Genomic DNA, 21,333 nt, shown 5'->3' with positions numbered 1-21,333 from the left:
GGCTTTGCCCGACCCTGTGCGGTAGAGTCGGAAATGGCATTGAGGGCTGCGGCCCTGCGTCACTAATTATTTTAGTTTTGGTAGGGCAGTACGCCACTACTCGGGCTGTCACTGAGAGCCGCCTACGAGCGGCATGACTAGGCTCGGGCTACTGCACCCCGGTCACGTGTCTGCGTGGCCTGGTCCCGTCGTGTTGACGTTTCCGCATGGGGTGGTGCAGATGTGCCGGTGGCGTGTGCTGTGGTCCGGGAATCCCCGGGAGATGAGCGGGTAGGTCACAAGGCCGACGCCTGACGTCGGCCGAAACGGCTGTCTCCGCTGGCCGCCTTCTGCGTGCGGCCTGTCGGCTACCCGATTCTGTTCCGTTTCTTTTTCCGCGTGCCACCCCCCGTGACTATTTCCGGGTCGAGGGGCGCGCGGCCTGAAGGGATCCGGTGAATTCTGTGGACCTCGGCGTAAGCCTGCCCGAAAACCGGCCGGTGGCCGGTGGCTGTTCGAGTCCGATCCGCCTGAAAGGCCATACCGATCATGTGGATCGGGCGACCGGTGATGTGCGGCGGGTGTTCTCCTCGGCTGGGCAGCCGGATGGTGTGGTGCAGGTGCGGTGTAACAACCGGCGGGAGTCGGTGTGTCCGGCGTGTAGTACCACCTATCAGCGGGATGCGCGCCGGCTGGTGCTGGCTGGTCTGGCGGGGGGTAGTGGTGTTCCGGTGTCGGTGGGTGGGCATCCGGCGCTGTTCGTGACGTTGACCGCGCCGAGTTTCGGCCCGGTGCACTCGCGGCGCTCCGCGGGCAAGCACGGGCCGGCACAGGCATGCCGGCCCCGGCGGGGTGTGTGCCCGCACGGTCGGCCGTTGGGCTGCCATGTCAGGCACGACGATGGTGATCACAGGTTGGGTCGGCCGTTGTGTGTGGACTGCTTCGACTATCGGGGCGCGGTCGTGTGGAACGCGATGCTGCCGACGTTGTGGAAGGCCACAAGGGACCGGTTGGAGTCGGCGGTGGCGGCGGGGTCGGGCCGGTCGGTGGCGGCGTTGCGCCGGCAGGTGCGGGTGACGTTCGTCAAGGCGGCGGAGATGCAGGCCCGTGGCCTGGTGCACCTGCATGTCGTGGTCCGCGTCGATGGCCGCAGTGCCGATCCGGACGAGGTGGTGGCGCCCCCGGTGTGGGCGGGCGTGGACCTGGTGGCGGACTGTCTACGGGCGGTCCTGGCCGACGTCACCGTGGAGGCACCCGACCCCGCCCATCCCGACCAGGTGCGTCTGGTGCGTTGGGGCGAACAGCATGACATCCGGGCCCTCGCACTCGACGGTCCGGACTCGGGCGGGAAGATCGCCAGCTATCTGGCGAAGTATCTGACGAAGAGTGTCAGTGGCGGTGGGGCGTTGGATCGGCCGGTGCGTAGCCTGGCGCATCTGGGGCTGCTGCGGGTGGACGGGCATGCCCGGCGGCTGGTGGAAACCTGCTGGCAGCTCGCCGCGGATGAGCGGTTCGCGGAAGCGTTGGACACGGCGGCCGGACGGCTCCCAGGGCGGCTGTCGGGTCTGCTGCGCTGGTCGCATGCGTTCGGTTTCGGCGGCCATTGGATCACGAAAAGTCACCGGTATTCGACGACGTTCGGGACGCTGCGGGGTTCCCGGCGGGTGTTCGCACGCACCATGGCCGCGGCGAACGCGGGCGTCGGCCTGGTGGACGGGTTCGGACGCCCGGACGGCGACCCACGCACCATCATCGTCAGGGACTGGGCCTATGCCGGCCGCGGTGCCCCTGGGAACGGACCACCCCGACAGGACGGGTCATCTGGTGGGGTTGTGTCGACCGGTGGGCGGTCCTGATGGGAGAACCAGGGCTGTTGCCGTTCGACGGCTGGGACCCCACCGGCCAGAGCACTCCGGCTGACCCGGTGGCCAGGCCAGAGAAGAGTGCCGAAGGCACCGATATGCCAGCAAGCCCGCCCGCCTCGACGGCCGGGGAGCAACGGCCAGCGACCAGGGCCGGCGGCCAGGACTCACACCGGGCACCCGGCGGTGACATGGAGAAGGCGACCGCGGGAGATGCGGGTGGGCGGGTGGGGCCCCTCCCGCAGACAGAACGATCATCGATTGCTGATCATGTGGCTCGGTTGTTGGCGCGGGCACCCCGGTTGACCGACCAACACAAACACGATCTTCGACGGTTGATCGGGCCCCCGCCCCGATGGGGCACATGATCGACTGATGGTGCCTCCATCGGAGTGTGAGGTTATCCAGGCTCGTCGGCCCGCCATCCGTCCAATGGCGCACATGGTGCGCGTCACACCAGGATGGCGGCCGATCGCAGTACGGGAACGCGCAGCAGTTATCCCGGGAAACCAGCACCCGGCGGATGTGCGCGGGAACGACTCGTTCAGCTCGGCCGACGTCCAACGGGACGCCTTCAGGGCCGAGAACAATGCGACTGACCTGAGCATCGCAGGCGATGCGACGGATGACCTCCAGGGGCAGCGGGAGATCCCAGTTGGTCATTCCCGGCTCGTTTGCGTCACCGACGAGTGTCTCCCAGCCGATGACGACGCTCAAATGCGGCCGGGTGCCCCCGGCGGACGGGCCGACGTCCGCGCACAGCGCATGGCGGACGAACTCGACCAGCGCATCCGCCCGGCGACGGGCAGGGCTGCGCGGATCGCGCTGCCCATTGACCGTCGGCGTCGGGGCGGACAGCGCGTCCAGAGCCGTGCGTAGCAGGCCGGCTCCTTCCGGGTCGAGCTCCCCACGGATCAGCGTGGTGCCCTCCGGTGTGTCCACGAACGTCAGCTGTCGGGCGGAATGCGGATCCCGCTGCTGCCCGGATCGTGCGAACGCGCCCTCGGCGCTGTCATCCTGACCGTCGCCTTCGCCGCTGTCGTCCGGGCTGTTCTTGTCGGCGCGGCGGGACCGGGAGTGCTCACCGGTGCGGCTGTCCTCATGGGGATCGTCCCCACCGGGGGACGAATCCACCTCCGTGAGCTGCTCACGGAGCCGGATCGCGGCTCTCTTCAACTGAGACGCGTCGAGCTGCTGGGCGTCTTCGATCAGCTGCTGCTCCGCCCGAGCCCGGATCTCCTCGGGAACCTCGGCGGGCAGGGCCTCCATCCCCGCGCGGATGACCTGGGCGTGCGCCTCACTGATCCGTGCGTCTGTCAGGGCTTCGCCCGTCGCCTGATACGGGCCGGCGAACAACTGCTGTGCGAGGGCGACCTGCTGGGCGGCCTCGTGCTTCGCCATGACCATCCGACCCGCCAGCCAGCACGACAGATCGGCCGCACCTGCGTCCTTGGCCAGGCCTCGATCCTCGGCTTCGAGGAGGACCAGGCTGCGCACCGCGGCCAGCCGCGCGGCCGTCTCATGCAGAGCGCACAGCGCCTCCGTGACGTCATCCGACGACCAGCGCCATTTCTCGGACCCCAGCATCGCATTCACCGCTGCGTCCAACAACCCCAGCAGCCTTTCTGCCTCCGGCAGGCCACGCCCGCCGCTCGCGGAGGCCGCGGGCAGCCCATCGACGGAACCTGCTGAATCCTGGGGAGAGCTGGGAAATCCCTCGGATGAATTCTCTGTCCAGATTTTCTCGGCATCCTCGGGAATCTTGTGATCCAGGCGGAAGGATCCACCTCCATCGGAGGAGTACGGGCTGTCTTCAAAATCCAGATCGGCAGGCATGGGAACGCCGAGAGGGAGATCTTCCTGTCCGTTGGAGATGGTGCCGTCAGGGGGGCCGCCATGCGGTTCAGGGCCGGCGGCTTCATTCGGATGAATGAGCATGATCGAACGATAGCGCAATCCGGGGAGGATGTCGAACCCTTGTTCGAATCTCCTGGAAGGATGGCCCTGTGGAAAACGCACCCCCCGAGAGGGCTAGACGTGCGACCACCCTTCCTGGCGGTGTTCGGCGATCGTCTCGTGTGACCAGGATTGATGCGACCGAGGCATCCAGGGACCTCCGACCAGGGCGCGCGACGTACAACGGGACCAGGGCATGTTCCGCCTCCGGGCATGTCTTGCCTCGGGCCCGTCTCGGCGTGACGCGGACGGTGGGGCTCGCCGCGGTGGAGCCGCTGTGGGCTGTGTCCGCAGAGCGGGGACGGGCCGCGCCGATGGCCGAGCCGGCAGGCCCGCGGAATCACGCCTGTGGAATCAGGCCCGCGGTGCATGCCCGGCTGCTGGCGATCGTCGGGGTGGCGGGAAGCACGGCGATGTGGTCAGGGGCGATGAGTGGAGTCGACGATGGGAGTGCGGAGCGTGCCGAGGCGCTCGATGGTGACCTCGACGGTGTCGCCCGGGTGAAGGTAGCGAGGGGGTGTACGGGTGTAGCCGACGCCGGCGGGCGTGCCGGTGATCAGGATGTCCCCGGGCTGCAAGGTGAGGGTCCGGCTGGCGAACGAGAGGATCCGTCCAATCGAGAAGATCATGTTGCTGGTGTCGCCGTCCTGGACGGTCTCGCCGTTGACGGTCGTGACCAGTCGCAGTCCCGCGGCAGGATCGCCGACCTCGTCGGCGGTCACCACCGGGCCGATGGGTCCGCTGCGGTCGGCGTTCTTGCCAAGCGTCCACTGCGCCGAGGATCCCTGTGCTCGTCGCGCGCTGAGGTCGTTGAACACCGCGTAGCCGAACACGGCGGCGGCCGCGGTCGCCTCGTCCACGTCGGTGAGCGCCGTCCCCACCACAACCGCGAGCTCACCCTCCCAGTCCAGCCCCCGCTCGCCCGGTGGGACAGGCACCGGCGTCCCGCCCGCGCACAGCGACGCCGTCCACCGCGCGAACAGCGGCGGGTACTTCGGCACCGCAAGTCCCGTCTCGGCCGCATGATCGTGGTAGTTCAGCCCCATCCCCAGCACCCGTGCCCCCGCCCGCACGGCCGGCACGAGGTCGACCTCGTCCAGCGTGCGCACGTCGGCCGGTGTGGGCACCTCGACCGTTGGGCGCTGCCCCTGGGATGAACAGCCCTGCGTGGCCACGATCCGTCGGGCGGTGTCGGACCATCCGTGGAGGTCGGCATAGAACTCATCCACCTCGGTCAACAGCGCCACTCTGACACCAGAAGGTGAGGCAGGTGAGGCAGGGGGAGCCGAGAGCGTGACGGCGGACGTCGCGGACGCGGGGCCGCTCGGGGTGCCGTCCACGTCGGATACCAGCAGCAGGCCGACGAGAACCCGTCGCCCCTCTCGTACGCCCACGAACCGCATGATCCACGACCCTCCGAACAGCCGGGCCTGTCACCTGCCCTCGGTGATGGTGGTGCGAGGCGAAAGGCGAGTCTGACTTACCAAGGATGCCGCAGCGCTGCTCGCGACCACCGAACATCGCGACCACCGAACACTGCGGCCGTCGCCCGACTGATGCAGAGCAGCCCCGGCACCGCAGACCATGCGAAGCGCGGGTCGGCGTGCGGTGGATCAGGAGGCGGCGGGGTAGGGCTTGGCGCAGGTGAGAGCGCCGTAGGAGAGCGCGTCGAGCTGAGCTTCGGTGGGCTGGCCGGTCTGGGAGGAGGTGGACCGCTGGAATTCGGCGAGGCGGGGGCCCTGCCAGCCGTACAGGAACCTGGTGACGGTCCAGGTGCCTGCGGCGCCGTCGACCTCGACGTGGTTGACCAGCAGGGACGGCTTTGTCGTACCGGTCCGGGCGACGCAGCGGTAACCGTCGCCGCCCGCGGCGGAGGCGCCGATGAGCAGGGGAAAACGGGCGCCGGCGCCGTCCTGGACGGCGGTCAGCCGGCTGTCGAGGACGGTGAGGATCTCGGCGTCGGCGGTGGAGGCTCCGTAACCGACGGCGACCAGCGCCTCGTCGCCGGGCTCACCGTTGAGGTCGATGGTCTGCAGGATCGTGGGGTGCAGCGAATCCCCGGCGTCCAACTGGCTGTCCAGCGCGATCTCGGACTCCTGGCCGGTGGCGAGGATCGCGCGGGCGAGCAGGGTGCGCCCACCGCCGGGCGGGGTGCGCTCGAAGACGAGCAGGCGGTCAGGGAGGCCGTCGCCGTCGAGGTCGCTGATGGCGACGTTCACACAGGTGGCGTTGGTGGGAATGCGGGGGTTGCGCTGCGGGCTCGGGCAGTCGAACCGGGTACCGCTGGCCTCGCGGATCTGCTCGGCATCACCGCCTGTACCGCTGGTTGAACCGGCCGCGGCGGTGGACGAGGCGAACGTCTGCGCGTCGCGATCCGCGGCTGCCGCGTCCGCGGTGGACGAGCCGTCGCAACCGGCGGCGAGCAGCCCGGCCGACAGGAGGCAGGCGGCCGCCCATCCGGTGACGACGAATCGACGCGCTGCCATGGTTCCCCCCGAGGCTGTGATGTCGCGAGATTGTCGCACAGCAAAAGGGTTCGTAGGCAGTGTGGCCGGCGGCGACAGCCGCGAGCCCAGGTCGGGTGATGGCCTGGCCCGACCCGGGCGGCTGCGGTGCGGTGTGGTGTGGTGCGGTGTCTCGACGCCTGGCCGTTGTGGTGACTAGGCGGTGACGATCTCCGAGCGCAGGGGCGCGAGGGCGGCGCCGATGTCGCCGGCGGTGGGGGCGGAGACGCCGAGGCCGGACAGGGCGGCGAGCAGGTGGTTCACCACCGCGTCGAACTGGGCGTTGTTGATTTTCAGGGGAGCGTGGACGGTGGGGATGACGCGCCCGGAGTACGTCTCGGGGCCGCCGATCGCGGCGGAGATGAACGCCCGCTGGTGGGCCTTGAGGCTGGGGATGTCCTTGCCGGCGAAGAAGGGGGCGAGCTGCGGGTCAGCCGTGATCCGGACGTAGAAGTCGTCGACGGCGGCCTCGACGGCCTTCGCGCCGCCGATCGTGTCATAGGAGCTCATCGAAGGACTCGCTTTCGCAGTAGAGGCCCGGCCTGACCGGAGATGGGCCACTGCTTCACTCAACTCGCCCGCAGGTGGACACGTAAGGTGCCGGAGGTCCACATGTACGGGAAGGAAGGCCGGCGGCCCGGGGGCCGCCTGGCTCGTTTCCCCTGGTGTTTCCACCGGTGTGGCGCGCAGGTGCCACCACCATTGTCACCGGCCTGGCCAACCCGGGCTCGGGTGGCGCGTGTTACGCGAGTCGGGTGTCGGCGACGGTGAGGGCCGGGTTGGCCGGCTGATAGGTGACCTCGCGAATCCCGAGCGCACCGGCGAGTTTTCCCGGTGGAAGGGTCACCGGTGTGGGCGCGGGACCTTCGCCGGGGCGGGGAAGGGGATACGCGGTCGTGGTCGCGCTGTGAAAGGTGACATTTCCCTCCCGCTTGGTGAAGAGCTGGTGGACGTGGCCGTTCAGACAGGTCACCGACGAGAACCGACCAAGCTGGTTCAGGACGGCGGCGGCGTCGTCGGTGCCCCAGCCCCATTTCGGGTACATGGCGAACAGTGGAATGTGGCTGAACACGACGATCGGCGTGTCGGCGGACAGGCCGGCGACATCCTTGCGGACGAACTCGATCTGGTCGGCGCCGAGATGACCGAGGGCCTCCAGCGTGAACGTGTTCACCAGCGAGAGGAAATGCACCCCGCGCAGGTCGAAGCTGTACCAGCCCTGGCCGCGGGTACCGGAGCCGAAGGTGGCCAGGTAGCCGCGGCCACCGTCGTCGACGGAGTCATGCTCGCCGGGCACCGTGTGGACGGCGCCGGTGCGCAGCGCGGACATCATCTGCTTCGCCTGGTCGAACTGCGCCGGGGTGGACAGGTGGCTGATGTCGCCGGTGTGCACGACGAAGTCGGGCCGGTAGGGCAGTGTGTTGACCTGGTTGATCGCCCGCTGGAAGGACGTGGTGACGTCCGGGTTGGCGGTTCCACGGAACCCCAGGTGGCTGTCGCTGACCTGCACGAACCGGATGTCCGTGGTCGGACTGGCGGCCGCGGCGGCGCCATCGGTGTGATCGTCGTCGATGACGTGGCGGGTCACCTCGCCCCCGGCCACCGTCAGCGCCACCGCGGCACCGAACCAGGCGGCATGCCGCGCGAGCCGCCGCCGGGACATTCCCCGCTGACCGCTGTCACCGGTACCGCCGCCGGTGTCGCCGTCGCCGTTTCCGGTGCCGTGGGTGCTACCGGTGTCGGCGCTCACGCGGTCACCTCTACCGAGCCGAGCATGAAGGGGTGGATCGAGCACAGGTAGGCGTAGGTGCCCACCTTCGTGAAGGTGTACCGGTAGCTGTCACCGGTGTCCAGCGTCGGTGAACGCAGCGGTCCGTTGGAGCTGACGACGGTGTGCGCGTCGGAATCCCGGTTCGTCCAGGTGACGGTGGTGCCGACCCGGACGGTCAGGTTCGCCGGGGAGAACGCGAAGTTCTTGATGTCGACGGTTGTCCCGGTCACGGGAGCCGGCGCCGCGGAACCGGTCCCACCCGCGGGTATCTGCATTCCGGGCATCGGCGTACCCGACATCGACATTCCGGTCATGGGCGTCGCCGTGGCGGTGGCACCGCCGTCCGCCGCAGCGGTGGCGGCGGGTGGTGGGGTGGCAGCGGCCGTGTCGCTTCCGGAGGATCCGCAGGCGGCGAGAACAGTGAGTGCGACCGTCGCGAGAACGGCCCCGGAAAACGGCGCCCGCCGCCACCAGACGAGAGACTGGTTGTTCACCACAGTACCGTTCCGGCCCGTATCGGGCCTTGGCTTCATGAGCCCGCTTCGGTGCCGGCTCCGCACCTGTCAATAGGCCGCCGGGTTACACGTCCAGACGCCGACATGAATGCGCCGGACGTCACACCGGGCGGGGCGGCGCATACACCTGTACGACACCGGACACCTCGCGTACCCGAAATTCCGGTAGCGTACGCGGTGGAGTACGCAGCTGAGAATGCAGCACCTCACCACTGATGGCGAAACTCGTCCGGTGGCAGGGGCAGTTCAGGCGGCTTTCCGCGGCGTCCAGCGCGAGCTGGCAACCCTGGTGGGTGCAGACACCGGAAACGGCGCGTACCTGCCCGGCACTGCGGCGCACGAAGCCACTGACCGTCCCCAGATCGAAGGCGCGCACGCCCCCCTCGGGCAGGTCCTGGGTGGTGGCGACCGTCGCCCAGACCGCGGTGGCCGGCATCAGCGTCGAGGTCTCGGCGCTGGGTCGCGGCTCGGTATCGGTCGGGGCGAACGTCCGCTGGACGACCGCGCCGACCGCGCCGCCGACGGTGGCCGCCGCGGCCGCGATCGACGCGCCACCGACGAACCGACGCCGTGTGCCCGTCCCGCCTCGCCGCGAGGCCAGCTCATCGTCACCGAGCTGGCCGGCATCCGGCCGCACGGCATCAGACTGAACGGCGGCAAGGGTGCCGACGGGTGGCGGGCCGGCCGGCGGCGAGCCGATGGGTGACGGGACGGCGGGAGGCGGGGTGTCGGTGGCGTCCGCGGTGGCGTCCAGGGTGGCGGCCAGGCGGCGGTGCAGATCAGCGAGGAAGTCGGGGCTGGGGGCGGTGGCGTCGGGGGCGGCGGCCCGCAGGGCGATGGCCGCGCGCAGCTCGGCGGCGTCCTGGCTGGTGGCGGCGAACGGGTGGGGACGGCGGCCGTGGAGCAGATCCTCGATGAAACGGTGCTTCGCGCGCCGCGTCATGGTCGTCCTCCCGGGGTGAGCTGGGCAGCCTTGCGTAGCGCCCGGTGCTGCAGGACCTTCGCGTTCGCGACGCTCACCCCAAGCTCCGCCGCGGCCTCCCGGATCGTGCGGGATTCCAGAAACCGTAGCCGCAGGATCTGCTGGTAGCGCGGTGACAGAGCCGCGAGGATCTGTTCGGCCGCGGCCACCGAACCGCCGACGAAGTCGGGTCCGGCCGGGGGAGCGACCGCTGGGCTCGCAGTCGTGTCCGATCGGTCGGCGGGCCGCGGCGCGCCGTGGGTGGCCTCGGCGGCCAGAGCGTCCAGATGCTCGGTGTCCAGGACGGTGACCGCGACCCCCAGGGTGCGCCGCCAGTGCGCGGCCAGGGCCGTGCGGGCGACGGCGTTGAGATAGGCACGGACCTCACCGACGCTCGCCGACACCCGCAGCGGACGCAACGCGGTGGTGAAGACCTCGGCCGTCAGGTCCTCGGCGTCGGCCCTGTTGCCGACCCTGGCGAACATCAGCCGGTAGATGCGGTCGACGTTGTCGCGGTAGATGTCCTCCCAGCCGGGATAGGAGGCGTCCGCCGCCGGCTCCACGTCCGGTGCGGGCTCGAGGCCCGAGATGGTCCCGTCCCGGGGCGTGGGACCGGTCGTCGGGCCGACGATACGCAGCCGTGGTGGCGTCCGGACACCGTCGACGCGTCGGTCACGTACCGGTTGCGTCATGTCGGACGGCCTGCGTCCGAACCGACGTCCCGCGCCGCCCTGCACCTGGTGCCACCGTCCCGTGTGGTTCGTCGGGCCGACCACCCGGGCTGTCCCGGACGGCCGGCGTCGGCGGTCCCGCTCGATGTCTCGCGCACACCAGCCAATAGCACCCCGGGTTACACGCAGCGTTCTGTCGCGGACACGACACCTTCCGAATCCGGACGCCACGCACGGCCCGCCGGCTCCGTGACCCGCCGGCTCCGTGACCCGCCGGCTCCGTGACCCGCCGGCTCGGTGGCTCGGTGGCTCGCCGGCTCGGTGGTTCCGTGGCTCGGTGGTTCCGTGGCTCGGTGGTTCAGGAGGAGATCTGGCCCGCCGGTGGCAACAGGCTCGCCAGAGCCGGGAGGTCGGCCAGGTGGCGCAGGGTGTCGTTGAGGTGGGTGCAGGTCGGAGGGCCGACGAAGTCGCGGCGAACGGTGGCGCGGGCGTCGCCGGCGGGCTGGCCGACCAGCCAGGCGGCGCTGGGGACCGCCTCGGGGCACTCGAGCCACGGCAGCACCCGGGGAGTCGCGGCCAGGCGGGTGAACCGGGTGGAGTATGCGTCCAGAGCCCCGTGTACCTCGTACTCGTGCACGATCGTCTGCGGCTCGTCCTCGGGCTGGTAACTGTCCCGGAACAGGACGTCCACCGTGAGCTCGGCGTCGGCGGGGGCCTCGGTGGGGGTCAGATCGATGCGGCGGTGGCGGCGGGAGCTCAACGGGGCCAGCGGATCGAGGGCGCCGACGTGCCAGGCCAGCGGGTCGTCGGGGGAGCCCAGCCAGGGTGCCGGCGGTCCGGTCGGGGCGGGTGGACGACCTGTGCGTGACACCTCGACCATGATGGTCGCGCCGTGGCGCCAGCCCGCGCACTGATCCGCGCCGCGCGCCAGCTCCGTGGCCGACGGTGCCCCCGGCGGCAGCCCCACCTCGGTGGGCGTGGGCGGACCCGCGGGATCGGCGGGTGCGGTCCCGGCGGCGAGAGCGGCCGTGCGGGCGACGTGGAGCAGGATGGTGCCGCTGACCAGGACGGCGATCGGGACGTCGTCGAGCAGCGCGGCGAGGATCGGCTGCGAGCCGGCGAGATCAGGCGCGACCTCGCGCAGCCGGGTGCGGAAACCGCCGCGCAGCCGGGCGCCGACCAGCCCGGCGAGCGCGGGCACCGCCGGGGTGGTGCGCACGGCCGTGACGGTACGGCTGTGGAAACCGTCCACCTCGATCTCGAGGGAGCCCGTGGCGGCGACGGTGACCGTGCCGTCGGCGTGGGTCACCAGATCCCGACCTCGACCGTGCACGGCCAGTGTGCCGCGCAGGCCGGCCGGATACCGCGTCTCGACGGTGAGGGTACGCCGCACCGAGCCGGGGCGCCGCGACGGTGTGCCGGCGCTCGGATCGTGGATGCCGTGCCGAGGATGCACCCTTTTGACGCTACCCGCGTCCCCGCGGCACACGCCATGATCGTGCACGGACGGCGTGGGGATCGGCGGGATTCGTCCGGGGACTGTTACTGTGCGCTCTGCCTTGTGCTCGCACTACGTCGCTGACCTATGACGCAGCTGTGAACTCTGTGATGACACTGTGGCTTGAAACTGCCGCGATCCGGGCTGAACCGGTCCACACCCGCCCCCGTGTCATTCGGTGAGCGACTCGACCCTGGCCGGCGACCCCGCAAGGAGCGACATGACCACTCTCGACGACCTCGCCCAGCACGCGCGCGACGACCGACACGGCGACGCGGCCTTTGGCGCCGCAGCCTCCCGTGGTCCCGCGACGCGGCGCGGGGTGCTCTCCAGCGCGGCGATCGTCGCGACCGCCTCCGGCGCGGTGCTGGTCGCCGGCTGCGGCAGTTCGGGCAGTTCCGACGACACGGCATCGTCGGGCTCGACCTCCTCGCCCTCCACATCGGCGACGGCGAGCACCGAACCATCCGCGAGCGCGAGCGCATCCAGCGGCGCCAGCGCCAGCGGCGGCACCGTGCTCGGCGCCACCAGCTCGATCCCGGTCGGTGGCGGCACGATCTTCGCCGCGCAGAAGGTCGTGGTCACCCAGCCGACCGCCGGCAGCTACAAGGCGTTCAGCAGCACCTGCACGCACCGTGGCTGCCAGGTGAACGCGGTCGCGAACGGTGTCATCAAGTGCCCGTGCCACGGCAGCGACTTCAGCATCACCGACGGCTCGCCGCAGGCCGGTCCGGCCCAGACCGCGCTGCCCGCGGCGAACGTGTCCGTCGACGGCACGAACCTGGTCCTCGGCAGCTGACACACCCTGCTGGCCTCAGGGCTGGCCCAGGTGGACGACCTGCCGTCGCGGCAGCCACACATCACGGTGGACGTCGCGGCGGTTCCCGGCCGCCCGCGGTGGAGTCTCCAAGATAATCAACGACGTTGACGACTTCCCGCGGCGGCCGGCCGGTCAGGACCAGGGAACCGCCCTCGCCACTGCCGCCCCCGGCCGCCACGAGCACCGCGGACGCGATGGTCACCTGACCGTGACGTCCCCCTCGAGCCAGGGCGTGCCGTCCAAGCTGGGCCGTCCCGGACGGGCCGTCCCGGACGGTCAGTAGACGTCGCGGACGTAGCGGCGTTGCGCGGCGAGCGTGCGCAGGTGGGCGGCGGCGTCCTCGGGGGTGAGGTTGCCGTGGGTCGTGGCTATCTCGCGTAACGCCGTGTCGACGTCGCGGGCCATCCGGGCCGCGTCCCCGCAGACATAGAGATGGGCGCCGTCGGCGAGCCACGACCACAGCTCGGCGCCGTGTTCGCGCAGCCGGTCCTGGACGTGGACGCGGGCCGGCTGGTCGCGGGAGAACGCCACGTCCAGCCGGCTCAGCGTGCCGGCCTCGGCCAGAGCGGTCAGTTCCGGGGCGTAGTGGAAGTCGGTGGCGCGGTGGCGTTCACCGAAGAACAGCCAGGCCCGGCCACGGGCACCGCGGGCCTGACGCTCCTGGAGGAACCCGACGAACGGGGCGACGCCCGTTCCCGGTCCGATCATGACGATGGGCGTGGCATCGTCGGCGGGTAGCCGGAAGTGCGGTGAGCGCTGCACGAACACGTCCACCGGCGGGTCACCTGGCTGTGCGTCGGCGAGAAACGTCGAACACACGCCCCCACGGACGCGTCCGTGGGGATTCGCGAACCGGACCACCGAGACGGTCACGCTCACGGCGGACGGGTTGACCAGCGGCGATGAACTGATCGAATACAGCCGTGGCCGTAGTCGCGGCAGCACCGCCAACCACTGTTCGGCCCGCGCCCGCACCGGGAACTGCGCCAGCAGGTCGACCGCCTGCCATCCCCAGGCCCAGGTGGCCAGGTCCGCGCGCCGTTCGGCCGCCAGCAGCTCGCGCAACCGCGCGACGTCCCCCGGTCCGTCCGCACCGCCGGTGGCACGGGCGGTGCTGCTGGCGCGAGTGCTGTTGTTGCTCTTGTCGGCGAGGAAGCGGAGCAGCTCAGGGCGCACCAAGGTGAGGTCGACGTGATGACGTAACGCCAGATGCAGCGGCATCGACGTGGCCAAGGTCGGTCGGCCCTGGCCGCCCTCGAGGGTGACGGGGATGGACGGGTCGAGTCCGGTGAGAGCCAGCCATTCGGCGACCAGCTCGGGGCAGTTCACCGGCCACACTCCGAGCGCGTCGCCGACGGAGTAGTCCAGACGGCCGCCACCGACGTCGAAGGTGAACTGGCGTACCTCCTTCGTCGATCCGGGCCCGCTGAGCAGACGGTTGCCGACCAGCGGCGCCGGCAGCGGATCGGTGCGGCTCGGCGTCCGGTCCGCCTCCGAGGACGTCCGCGGCCGGGGCAGCGCGGTCGTCGCCGGACGTGTCTCGACTCGTGCGGGCTGTGCGGCGACCCGTGCGGGCTGTGCGGTGGTCAGTGCGGCCAGGACGTCGTCGAGCCAGCTGCCGAGGGCGTCGGCGTAGTCCGGTTCGCAGTCGACGCGGGGGACGAGCCGGTGGCCACCGAGGGCACCCAGGCGTTCGTCCAGGCGCCGGCCATGGCCGCAGAAATCGGCGTAGCTCGAATCGCCGAGGGCCGCGACGGCGAAGCGACGACCGTCGAACCGGGCGGCATCCTCGGCGCTGAGGTCGTCCCACAGGACGCCGCCGTTGTCGGGGGCGTCGCCGTCGCCGAAGGTGCTGGTCACGACGAGCAGATCGCCGGGGTCACGCATGATCTCGGTCGTGGAGACCGACATCTCCCGCAGCCGCGGTCGCCAACCGGCCCGCGTCAGTCGGTCGCTGATCGTCTCGGCCGCTTCCTGGGCGTTACCGGTCTGCGATGCCCACAGCACCTGCACCACCCGTGCCCCCGGATCCGAACCGGCCCCGGGCCCGCTGTCGCCGGTGTCGCCGCTGACGTTGGTGCCGGCTGTACCAGCTGTTGTAGCTGTGGTGGCCGGGGCGGTGATGCTGACGGAGTCGTCCGTCGGTGGGCGGACGTCGGCTGGCGCCGAGCTTTCGGTGGTGGGGCGGGCGCCGGCGAGGAAACCGGAGAGCCACAGGGCGGTGGCCGGGTCGAGGGGCGCGTCCGCGGGGATGGGTGGCAGGGGCGGGGCCACGGCCGTGGTGTGATCGGCGGTCAGTGTGGCCAGCGTGGTCGCGGCGGCGAGGAAACCGGACAGATAGTGGCGCTGCGGCTCGGTCAGCGGCGGGGGCGCCGGGTCGAGGCCGAACGTGGTGCCCAGGGCGCGCAGCAGCGCCAGGTTCCGGTCCGCGGGACGCCTCCCGTCGGTCTGGGGCCCGGCGGAGCCGTCCGGACGGCTCGCGGTGATCGGCACATCGGAACTCGCGGCCCTGCCAGCGGCGTTGCCAGTGGGGGCGTCGAGGTGTTCCGCGCGACCGGTCGCGGGCGTGGTGGCGGTGCGCGGTTCTACGTCCACTCTGGTCAGGGACACGGCGGCGAGCTTCAGCTCGGGTTGGAAGGAGATCGGGTCGACGGCGTCGTTGGTGACGGCGTTGACGGCGAGGTCGGCGCCGAACACGTCACCCCAGTGGAACGGTGCGAAGCAGTTACCGGGCAGCACCCGGTCGGTCACGACCGCGGGCAGCACGGCGTGGCCGCGGCGCGACGCGATCCGCACCCGGTCGCCTTCGCCGATGCCGAGGTCGGCGGCGTCCGAGGGGTGCAGTTCGACGAACGGCCCGGGGTTGAGGCGGTTGAGCTTCGCCACCGTGCCGGTCCTGGTCATCGTGTGCCACTGGTGCGCGACGCGTCCGGTGTTGAGCAGGAACGGATGGTCGTCGTCGGGCAGTTCGGCGGCCGGCAGGTGCGGCCGGGGGTGGAAGACCGCGCGTCCACCCGGGGTGGGAAACACCAGCCGGGGGCGGGTGCCGTCGGGGCGCACCAGCAGCGGCTGGCTCACCCCGTCGTTGCGGTAGCGGATGGGGTTGCGCGGGGCCGCACCGGGCGCCGCCGGCCACTGGACGGGGCCCGCACGCAGCCGCTCGTAGGTGATGCCGCGCAGGTCATAGCCGGTCTGTGGATTGTGGAACGCGCGGATCTCGGCGAAGATCTCCGCGGCGCTGGCGTAGCTGAACGCCGCGCCGTAGCCCATCGCGGTGGCGACGGCGGCGATGAGCCGCCAGTCCGCCAGAGCCTCGCCGGGCGGGTCGACGACGCGGCGGGTCAGGGTCAGGTTCCGCTCCGAGTTGATCATCACGCCGTCGGTCTCGGCCCACATCGCCGCGGGCAGGAGCACATCGGCGTGCGCGTTCGTCTCGGTCTCGGCGAACGCGTCCTGGCTGACGACGAACTCCGCGGCGGCCAGACCCGCGAGCACCGTCGACCGGTTGCCGACGGAGGCGACCGGGTTCGTGCAGAGGATCCAACAGGCTCTGATCTCACCGTCGGCCATCTTCTGGAACATCTCGACGGTGCCACGTCCGACCTCGGTGCGTAGCCGTCCCGGTGGCAGACCCCACCGCTGCTCGACGAAGGCGCGGTCGGCTTCGACCAGCACCGAGCGCTGGCCGGGCAGCCCCGGACCCATATAGCCCATCTCGCGGCCGCCCATGGCGTTGGGCTGACCGGTCAGGGAGAACGGACCCGCACCCTGCCGGCAGATCGCGCCGGTCGCCAGATGCAGGTTGACCAGGGCATTGGTGTTCCACGTGCCGTGGGTGCTCTGGTTGAGACCCATCGTCCAACAGCTCATCCAGGTGCCGCGGGCCGCGCCGATCCAGTCGGCGGCCCGGCGCAGGTCGTCCTCGGCGAGGCCGGTCAGCTCCGCCACCGTCGCCGGCGGGTAGTCGGCGAGGAACGGCTCCATGGCCGCCCAGCCCTCGGTGTGCTCGGCGACGAACTCCTCGTCGACGTGGCCGCCAGCGACCAGCAGGTGCAGCAGACCGTTGAGCAGCGCGAGGTCGGTGCCCGGGCGCACCTGCAGGAAAAGGTCGGCCTTGGCGGCGGTCGCGGTGCGCCGCGGGTCGACCACGATCAGTTTGGCTCCCGCGCGGACCCGCTCCATCATCCGCAGGAACAGGATCGGATGGCAGTCGGCCATGTTCGCGCCGATGACCAGGAACGTGTCAGCGTGGTCGAAATCGTCGTAGGAGCCGGGCGGGCCGTCCGCCCCGAGCGACAGCTTGTAGCCACTGCCGGCGCTGGCCATGCACAACCGCGAGTTCGACTCGATCTGGTTCGTTCCGATGAACCCCTTGGCGAGCTTGTTCGCCAGGTACTGTGCCTCGAGCGTCAACTGCCCCGAGACGTAGAGGGCGACGGCGTCCGGGCCGTGCTCGTCGATGATCGCGCGCAGGCGACGGCCGACGGTGTCGATCGCGGCCTGGACGGGGACGTCGTAAGCTTCGGCACCGCGAACGGGCCGGTCACGGGCGGTGCGCAGCCGCCGTGGAGTCGCGGCGGCGAGCATGTCGGCGCTCGTCGCGCCCTTGGTGCACAGCCGGCCGCCGTTGGCCGGATGCTCCTTGTCGCCGCTGACCCGGCGCAGCCGGGACCCCCCGTTCGGGCCAGGCTCGACCTCGAGGATCATGCCGCACCCGACCCCGCAGTACGAGCACACCGACCTGACCCGCTCGGCCGACACCACATCCCACCTCCACCCGCAGGGTCATCCGCCCGCACGTCATCCGCCGCCATGTCCCGCGCTCCGTACGTGGACCGTAGAACGAAGCCGTTTCACCATGGTGACACCGGACGAAACAACCAGATGACGTCATCCGCACGGTGTTCCAGGTCGGCCCGTGAAGGCGCACTGTTACCCGCTCACAGCGCCCGGAGCGGTGTCGAGAGAAGTGTTTTCCGTGGGTGTAATCCCGGTCTGGAGAGCCGGAAACACGAGGTTCCTACCGTCGGCGGCGCGTCACCCCGTCCGGTGATCCCGTTCACCCGCTCCCGAGGAGCCCGTAAACCATGACATCAGCTCGTCACAGCCGGTGGATCGACGACTGGCGTCCGGAGGACCCCCAGTTCTGGGCGGACGGTGGACGCCGCACCGCGCGCCGTAATCTGTTCTGGTCCGTGGTCGCGGAACATTTCGGTTTCTCGGTCTGGGTGATGTGGAGCATCCTGGTCGTCAAGCTCGGGGCGAGTTCCGGGGGCGGCCCCGGCCCCGCCGGATTCTCCCTCAACACAGACCAGCAGCTGTGGCTGGTGGCCGTTCCCTCCGGCGTGGGAGCTTTTCTTCGACTGCCCTACACCTTCGCCGTTCCCGTCTTCGGTGGACGAAACTGGACGGTGTTCTCGGCGCTGCTGCTGGTCGTGCCATGCGGGCTGATGATGTGGGCGGTACGGCATCCGGAGCTCTCGTTCGGCACACTGCTGGTGATCGCCGCGGTGGCCGGCGTCGGCGGCGGGAACTTCGCGTCGTCGATGACGAACATCTCGTTCTTCTATCCGGAACGGGAGAAGGGCTGGGCGCTCGGCCTGAACGCCGCCGGCGGCAACCTCGGTGTCGCCGTCATCCAGAAGCTCGGTGCCACCGTCATCGCCGCCGGCACCGGCACGGCGCTCGCCCGGCTCGGCCTGATCTACATTCCGCTGGCCATCGCCGCGGCCGTCGGAGCACTGCTGTTCATGGACAACCTGCGTGAGGCCCGGGCCGACTACGGTGCCACCGCGTCCGCGGCGAAACGTGGCCACACCTGGATCATGTCGTTCCTCTACATCGGTACCTTCGGCTCCTTCATCGGGTACTCCACCGCCTTTCCCGCCCTGCTGAAGAACCCCGGGCTCTTCGACCGGGCGGACGTCGCCCTCAGCTACGGGTTCCTGGGCGCACTCGTCGGCTCGCTGGCCCGCCCGCTGGGTGGGCGCCTCGGGGACCGTTTCGGCGGTGCCAAGGTCACCGTGGCCGCGTTCGGTGCCATGACGATCGGCGGCCTGGGCGCGATCGCCTCCATCGGAGCGAAGGGGAAAATCCTCGAGCGGCCCAGTTTCGGGCTGTTCTTCGCCTCCTTCATGCTCCTGTTCCTGGCCAGCGGCATCGGAAACGGTTCGACCTACCGGATGATTCCCGCCATCTTCGCGCGTCGCGGCCTCGCCGCCGGCGGCTCCGCCGAGACCATGCGCCGCTCTCGCAAGGAGGCCGCCGGCGCGCTCGGCATCTGTTCGGCGGTCGGCGCATTCGGTGGATTCCTGGTCCCGATCATCTATGCCGAGTCGAACAAGGACTACCACACTATTGCTCCTGCGCTGTGGGTGTATGTCTGCCTTTTCTTCGTCATGGCCCTCGTCACCTGGTTGTGCTATCTGCGCGGCGGCGGTCCGGAATTCATCCCAGCCCCGCGATCGGCCTCCGAAGATATTCCCGCACACGATTCTTCTGAGGGTGAGACGGCCGCGCGGGAGGCATCCGTGGATTCCGGTCAGGCCGCCGCGCTGGCGGGAGAGCACGAGCGGATCTCGGTACCGCTGGGGGGTCGTGACGCCGGGGCCGGTGCGCGGGGGTAGTCGGATTCCGGTGCTGGTCGATGCTTCTTCTGGTTTCTACCAGGGGTGCCGCTGTGTGGCCTTTCTGGTGGCGGTAAGGCCGCGGTGGAGTTCGCCTCGTTCTCCTGCCGGGTCCTGTCGTCGACCTTGCCGGGAACCCCGGTCGGGTCGCGGTCGGGCTGCGGTCGGGCTGCGGTCACGGCGGCGACGCCCTCTGGCGGGTCGGGTGCTGTCAGGTGTGCCTCCGACTGGTGCCGTGCCGATATCTGGAACGAGCAGGATCTGATCATGGTGCGGAGGGTGGTCATCCGGCTGGTCAGATCAGGGGAGGCATCCTTGGCCTCGCGACCCTGACTGGCCCGGGCGGGGGATGCGGTATGCGTGGCATCGAGTTACCTGGCCCCGGCGGGGGGTGCTGGGTCCACTGGACTACACTGGAAATAGTTCGAACTGAGGTTCGATTTTCTGTCGCTGGGCAGGTTATGGTTCTGGCATGCCATTTCAGTCGGAGGAGCTGGCCGGCCCTGAGCCGCCGGGCGGGTCCGATAGTGCTGCTGGGAATCTGGGCAGCAGGGATCCTGTCAACGTCCTGCCGAACATCCCCGTGGTTGTCGTCGCGGGAGAGGAAAACGCCGCTTCTCGTACCGCAGGCCAGCTGGCGGATATCGCCGGAGGTATGCGCGCGCTGTTGTCCGCTGAACCCTCGTGCTGGTCACGCGACGATGTCGAGAACGTTCTTCTGGGTATGTACGAGCTGCTTTCCCAGCTGAGTGTGGTCCGTAGTCGGGCGATTCTCAGGGCCGGTGAGCTCGGGTTCTCCGCTCAGCGGGGCGCCCCTGATCTGGTCGGGTGGATGCGTGAGCAGATGCAGGTCGCTCCGGGGGACACGAGGCGTCTGATCGCCGTCGCTCAGGCCGTGGTTGGCGGGCCATGCCAGGCCACCGGGGTGGCGCTGGCCCAAGGAAGAATCAGCCCTGAGCAGGCCGACGTGATTCTGCGGGCGGTGCAGGGATTCCCCGGGCAGGCCAGTGACGAGCAGCGACATGCGATGCAGGTCACGCTGCTCGCCGACGCGATCCGGATGGATCGTCATCAGCTGACCAGGTCGGCGGCTCAGCTGACCGAGAAGCTGCTCGCCGCCGACCGCCCAGCGGACGAGGAGAATCCCCACGACACCGGCGCGGCCGGCAGGGGCGTGACTGGCAGCGGTGACAAGCCCGATGCGACGTGCGGGGGTGGGGAGGACGGCCCAGTCGACGCGGGCGGCGCGGGCGACGCTCCGCCGGTGGGTGACGGCTGTTCGCCGGAGTCAGAGGGCAGCGGTCCAGGCCCGGGCAGCGGTCCGGGCCAGAGCGGCGGCAGTGCCCCGCGGCCGGATCCGCAGGCGGTACGTCAGCTGACGTTCTTCGACACGCCGCAGGGCACCACGCTGGTGCGCGGCGAGCTGGACGCCGAAGGCGCGGCGCTGCTGCGGACGGCGCTCGATGGTCTGTCCGCTCCCCGCCCGGGCGAGGATGGCGCACGTGATCTGCGTACTCCCGCCCGCCGTCGTGCCGATGCGCTGGTGGAGCTGGTCAGCCGTGCTCTTTCCGGGAATCGGGTGCCGAAGTCAGGAGGTACGCGGCCCCATCTCACGGTCACGATCGCCTGGTCGACCCTGATCTCGGGTGGTCTGGGTTCGGCGACGACGAGCTGGGGAATGCCGCTGCCCCTCGAGGTGATCCGCCGGATCTCCTGCGACGCGGCGGTCGGTCGTATCATTCTCGACCCGAACGGCGTGCCGCTGGATGCAGGGAGGAGCGTGCGGACGGTTCCCCCGCACATGCGTCGAGCTCTTGTCTCCCGAGACGGCGGGTGTGCATTCCCGAGTTGTGATAGGCCGCCTTCGTGGACCGAGGCTCATCACATCGTCCACTGGCTCGACAACGGTGCGACGAAGGTCGACAACCTGGTACTGCTGTGCTCCTTTCATCATCATCGAGTGCATCGGGAAAAATGGCATGTTGTTGTCGAGGGTGATCGAAGGCCGTCGTTTGTGCCGCCGGCAGATATCGATCCGTCTCGCCGTCGGCGTCGAAATCTCCACCGGCCCGATCTCCTGGGCGGGTGGAGACTGTGATGGCAGGTTCTCGAGATGATCAGGTTGGTGATGTCATGTCCTGGTCAGGTGGAGATGCTCCGTCGGGTGCGC

Annotated in this window: 14 protein-coding genes and 1 pseudogene; 4 read left to right on the top strand and 11 right to left on the bottom strand. The window is 70.2% G+C overall.

Translation table 11 applies throughout. The annotated features are described in order from the left end of the window. Nucleotides 1-434 precede the first annotated feature (434 nt). The gene (locus MXD61_RS26780) at nucleotides 435-1,835 is read left to right on the top strand and encodes a replication initiator (RefSeq protein ID WP_248816188.1); all 1,401 of its coding nucleotides are present in this window, start codon (nucleotides 435-437) and stop codon (nucleotides 1,833-1,835) included. Here the strand turns inward: MXD61_RS26780 and MXD61_RS26775 are convergent. From MXD61_RS26775 to MXD61_RS26735, 9 genes are all read right to left on the bottom strand, one after another. Continuing rightward, the gene (locus MXD61_RS26775) at nucleotides 1,797-3,779 is read right to left on the bottom strand and encodes an HNH endonuclease signature motif containing protein (protein WP_248816187.1); all 1,983 of its coding nucleotides are present in this window, start codon (nucleotides 3,777-3,779) and stop codon (nucleotides 1,797-1,799) included. The genes MXD61_RS26780 and MXD61_RS26775 overlap by 39 nt on opposite strands. A gap of 437 nt (nucleotides 3,780-4,216) precedes the next feature. Further along, nucleotides 4,217-5,200 carry a fumarylacetoacetate hydrolase family protein gene (locus MXD61_RS26770; protein WP_248816186.1) on the bottom strand — a complete coding sequence of 328 codons (984 nt, stop codon included), beginning with the start codon at nucleotides 5,198-5,200 and terminating at the stop codon, nucleotides 4,217-4,219. A gap of 210 nt (nucleotides 5,201-5,410) precedes the next feature. Beyond that, entirely contained in the window at nucleotides 5,411-6,283 is an 873-nt protein-coding gene (locus tag MXD61_RS26765; RefSeq protein WP_248816185.1) for a hypothetical protein, read from the bottom strand. A gap of 174 nt (nucleotides 6,284-6,457) precedes the next feature. Continuing rightward, nucleotides 6,458-6,811 carry a group 1 truncated hemoglobin gene (locus MXD61_RS26760; protein WP_248816184.1) on the bottom strand — a complete coding sequence of 118 codons (354 nt, stop codon included), beginning with the start codon at nucleotides 6,809-6,811 and terminating at the stop codon, nucleotides 6,458-6,460. Between the two features lie 232 nt (nucleotides 6,812-7,043). Beyond that, a complete protein-coding gene (locus MXD61_RS26755; RefSeq protein ID WP_251080677.1) occupies nucleotides 7,044-7,964 on the bottom strand; it encodes a metallophosphoesterase in 921 nt (306 codons plus the stop codon). 83 nt (nucleotides 7,965-8,047) lie between these two features. Further along, the gene (locus MXD61_RS28605) at nucleotides 8,048-8,566 is read right to left on the bottom strand and encodes a cupredoxin family copper-binding protein (RefSeq protein WP_248816182.1); all 519 of its coding nucleotides are present in this window, start codon (nucleotides 8,564-8,566) and stop codon (nucleotides 8,048-8,050) included. Between the two features lie 121 nt (nucleotides 8,567-8,687). Then, nucleotides 8,688-9,530 carry a Rieske (2Fe-2S) protein gene (locus MXD61_RS26745; protein ID WP_248816181.1) on the bottom strand — a complete coding sequence of 281 codons (843 nt, stop codon included), beginning with the start codon at nucleotides 9,528-9,530 and terminating at the stop codon, nucleotides 8,688-8,690. After that, complete coding sequence (locus MXD61_RS26740; RefSeq protein ID WP_248816180.1) at nucleotides 9,527-10,240, bottom strand: RNA polymerase sigma factor; 714 nt, start codon at nucleotides 10,238-10,240, stop codon at nucleotides 9,527-9,529. The genes MXD61_RS26745 and MXD61_RS26740 overlap by 4 nt, the downstream gene beginning before the upstream one ends. A gap of 337 nt (nucleotides 10,241-10,577) precedes the next feature. Beyond that, a complete protein-coding gene (locus MXD61_RS26735; protein ID WP_248816179.1) occupies nucleotides 10,578-11,675 on the bottom strand; it encodes a DUF2889 domain-containing protein in 1,098 nt (365 codons plus the stop codon). Nucleotides 11,676-11,937: 262 nt separating this feature from the next. Here MXD61_RS26735 and MXD61_RS26730 point away from each other — a divergent pair, with 262 nt between their 5' ends. After that, the gene (locus MXD61_RS26730; RefSeq protein ID WP_248816178.1) at nucleotides 11,938-12,516 is read left to right on the top strand and encodes a Rieske (2Fe-2S) protein; all 579 of its coding nucleotides are present in this window, start codon (nucleotides 11,938-11,940) and stop codon (nucleotides 12,514-12,516) included. A gap of 61 nt (nucleotides 12,517-12,577) precedes the next feature. Here the strand turns inward: MXD61_RS26730 and MXD61_RS26725 are convergent, their stop codons facing one another. Further along, complete coding sequence (locus tag MXD61_RS26725) at nucleotides 12,578-12,739, bottom strand: hypothetical protein (RefSeq protein ID WP_248816177.1); 162 nt, start codon at nucleotides 12,737-12,739, stop codon at nucleotides 12,578-12,580. A 74-nt stretch (nucleotides 12,740-12,813) separates the two neighbouring features. Beyond that, nucleotides 12,814-17,298 (bottom strand): molybdopterin-dependent oxidoreductase, encoded by a 4,485-nt coding sequence (locus MXD61_RS26720; protein ID WP_308222860.1) that lies wholly within the window; start codon nucleotides 17,296-17,298, stop codon nucleotides 12,814-12,816. 326 nt (nucleotides 17,299-17,624) lie between these two features. On the opposite strand from MXD61_RS26720, the pseudogene MXD61_RS26715 reads away from it, so the two are divergent. Both MXD61_RS26715 and MXD61_RS26710 read left to right on the top strand, forming a co-directional pair. Next, a pseudogene (locus MXD61_RS26715) lies at nucleotides 17,625-18,974 on the top strand (MFS transporter); the annotation flags it as partial. 661 nt (nucleotides 18,975-19,635) lie between these two features. Further along, complete coding sequence (locus MXD61_RS26710) at nucleotides 19,636-21,261, top strand: DUF222 domain-containing protein (RefSeq protein WP_308222859.1); 1,626 nt, start codon at nucleotides 19,636-19,638, stop codon at nucleotides 21,259-21,261. Nucleotides 21,262-21,333: the final 72 nt, after the last annotated feature.

This window comes from Frankia sp. AgPm24 (assembly GCF_023243055.1).
Classification (GTDB): Bacteria; Actinomycetota; Actinomycetes; order Frankiales; family Frankiaceae; genus Frankia; species Frankia umida.
This window is presented reverse-complemented; position numbering and strand designations above follow the sequence as displayed.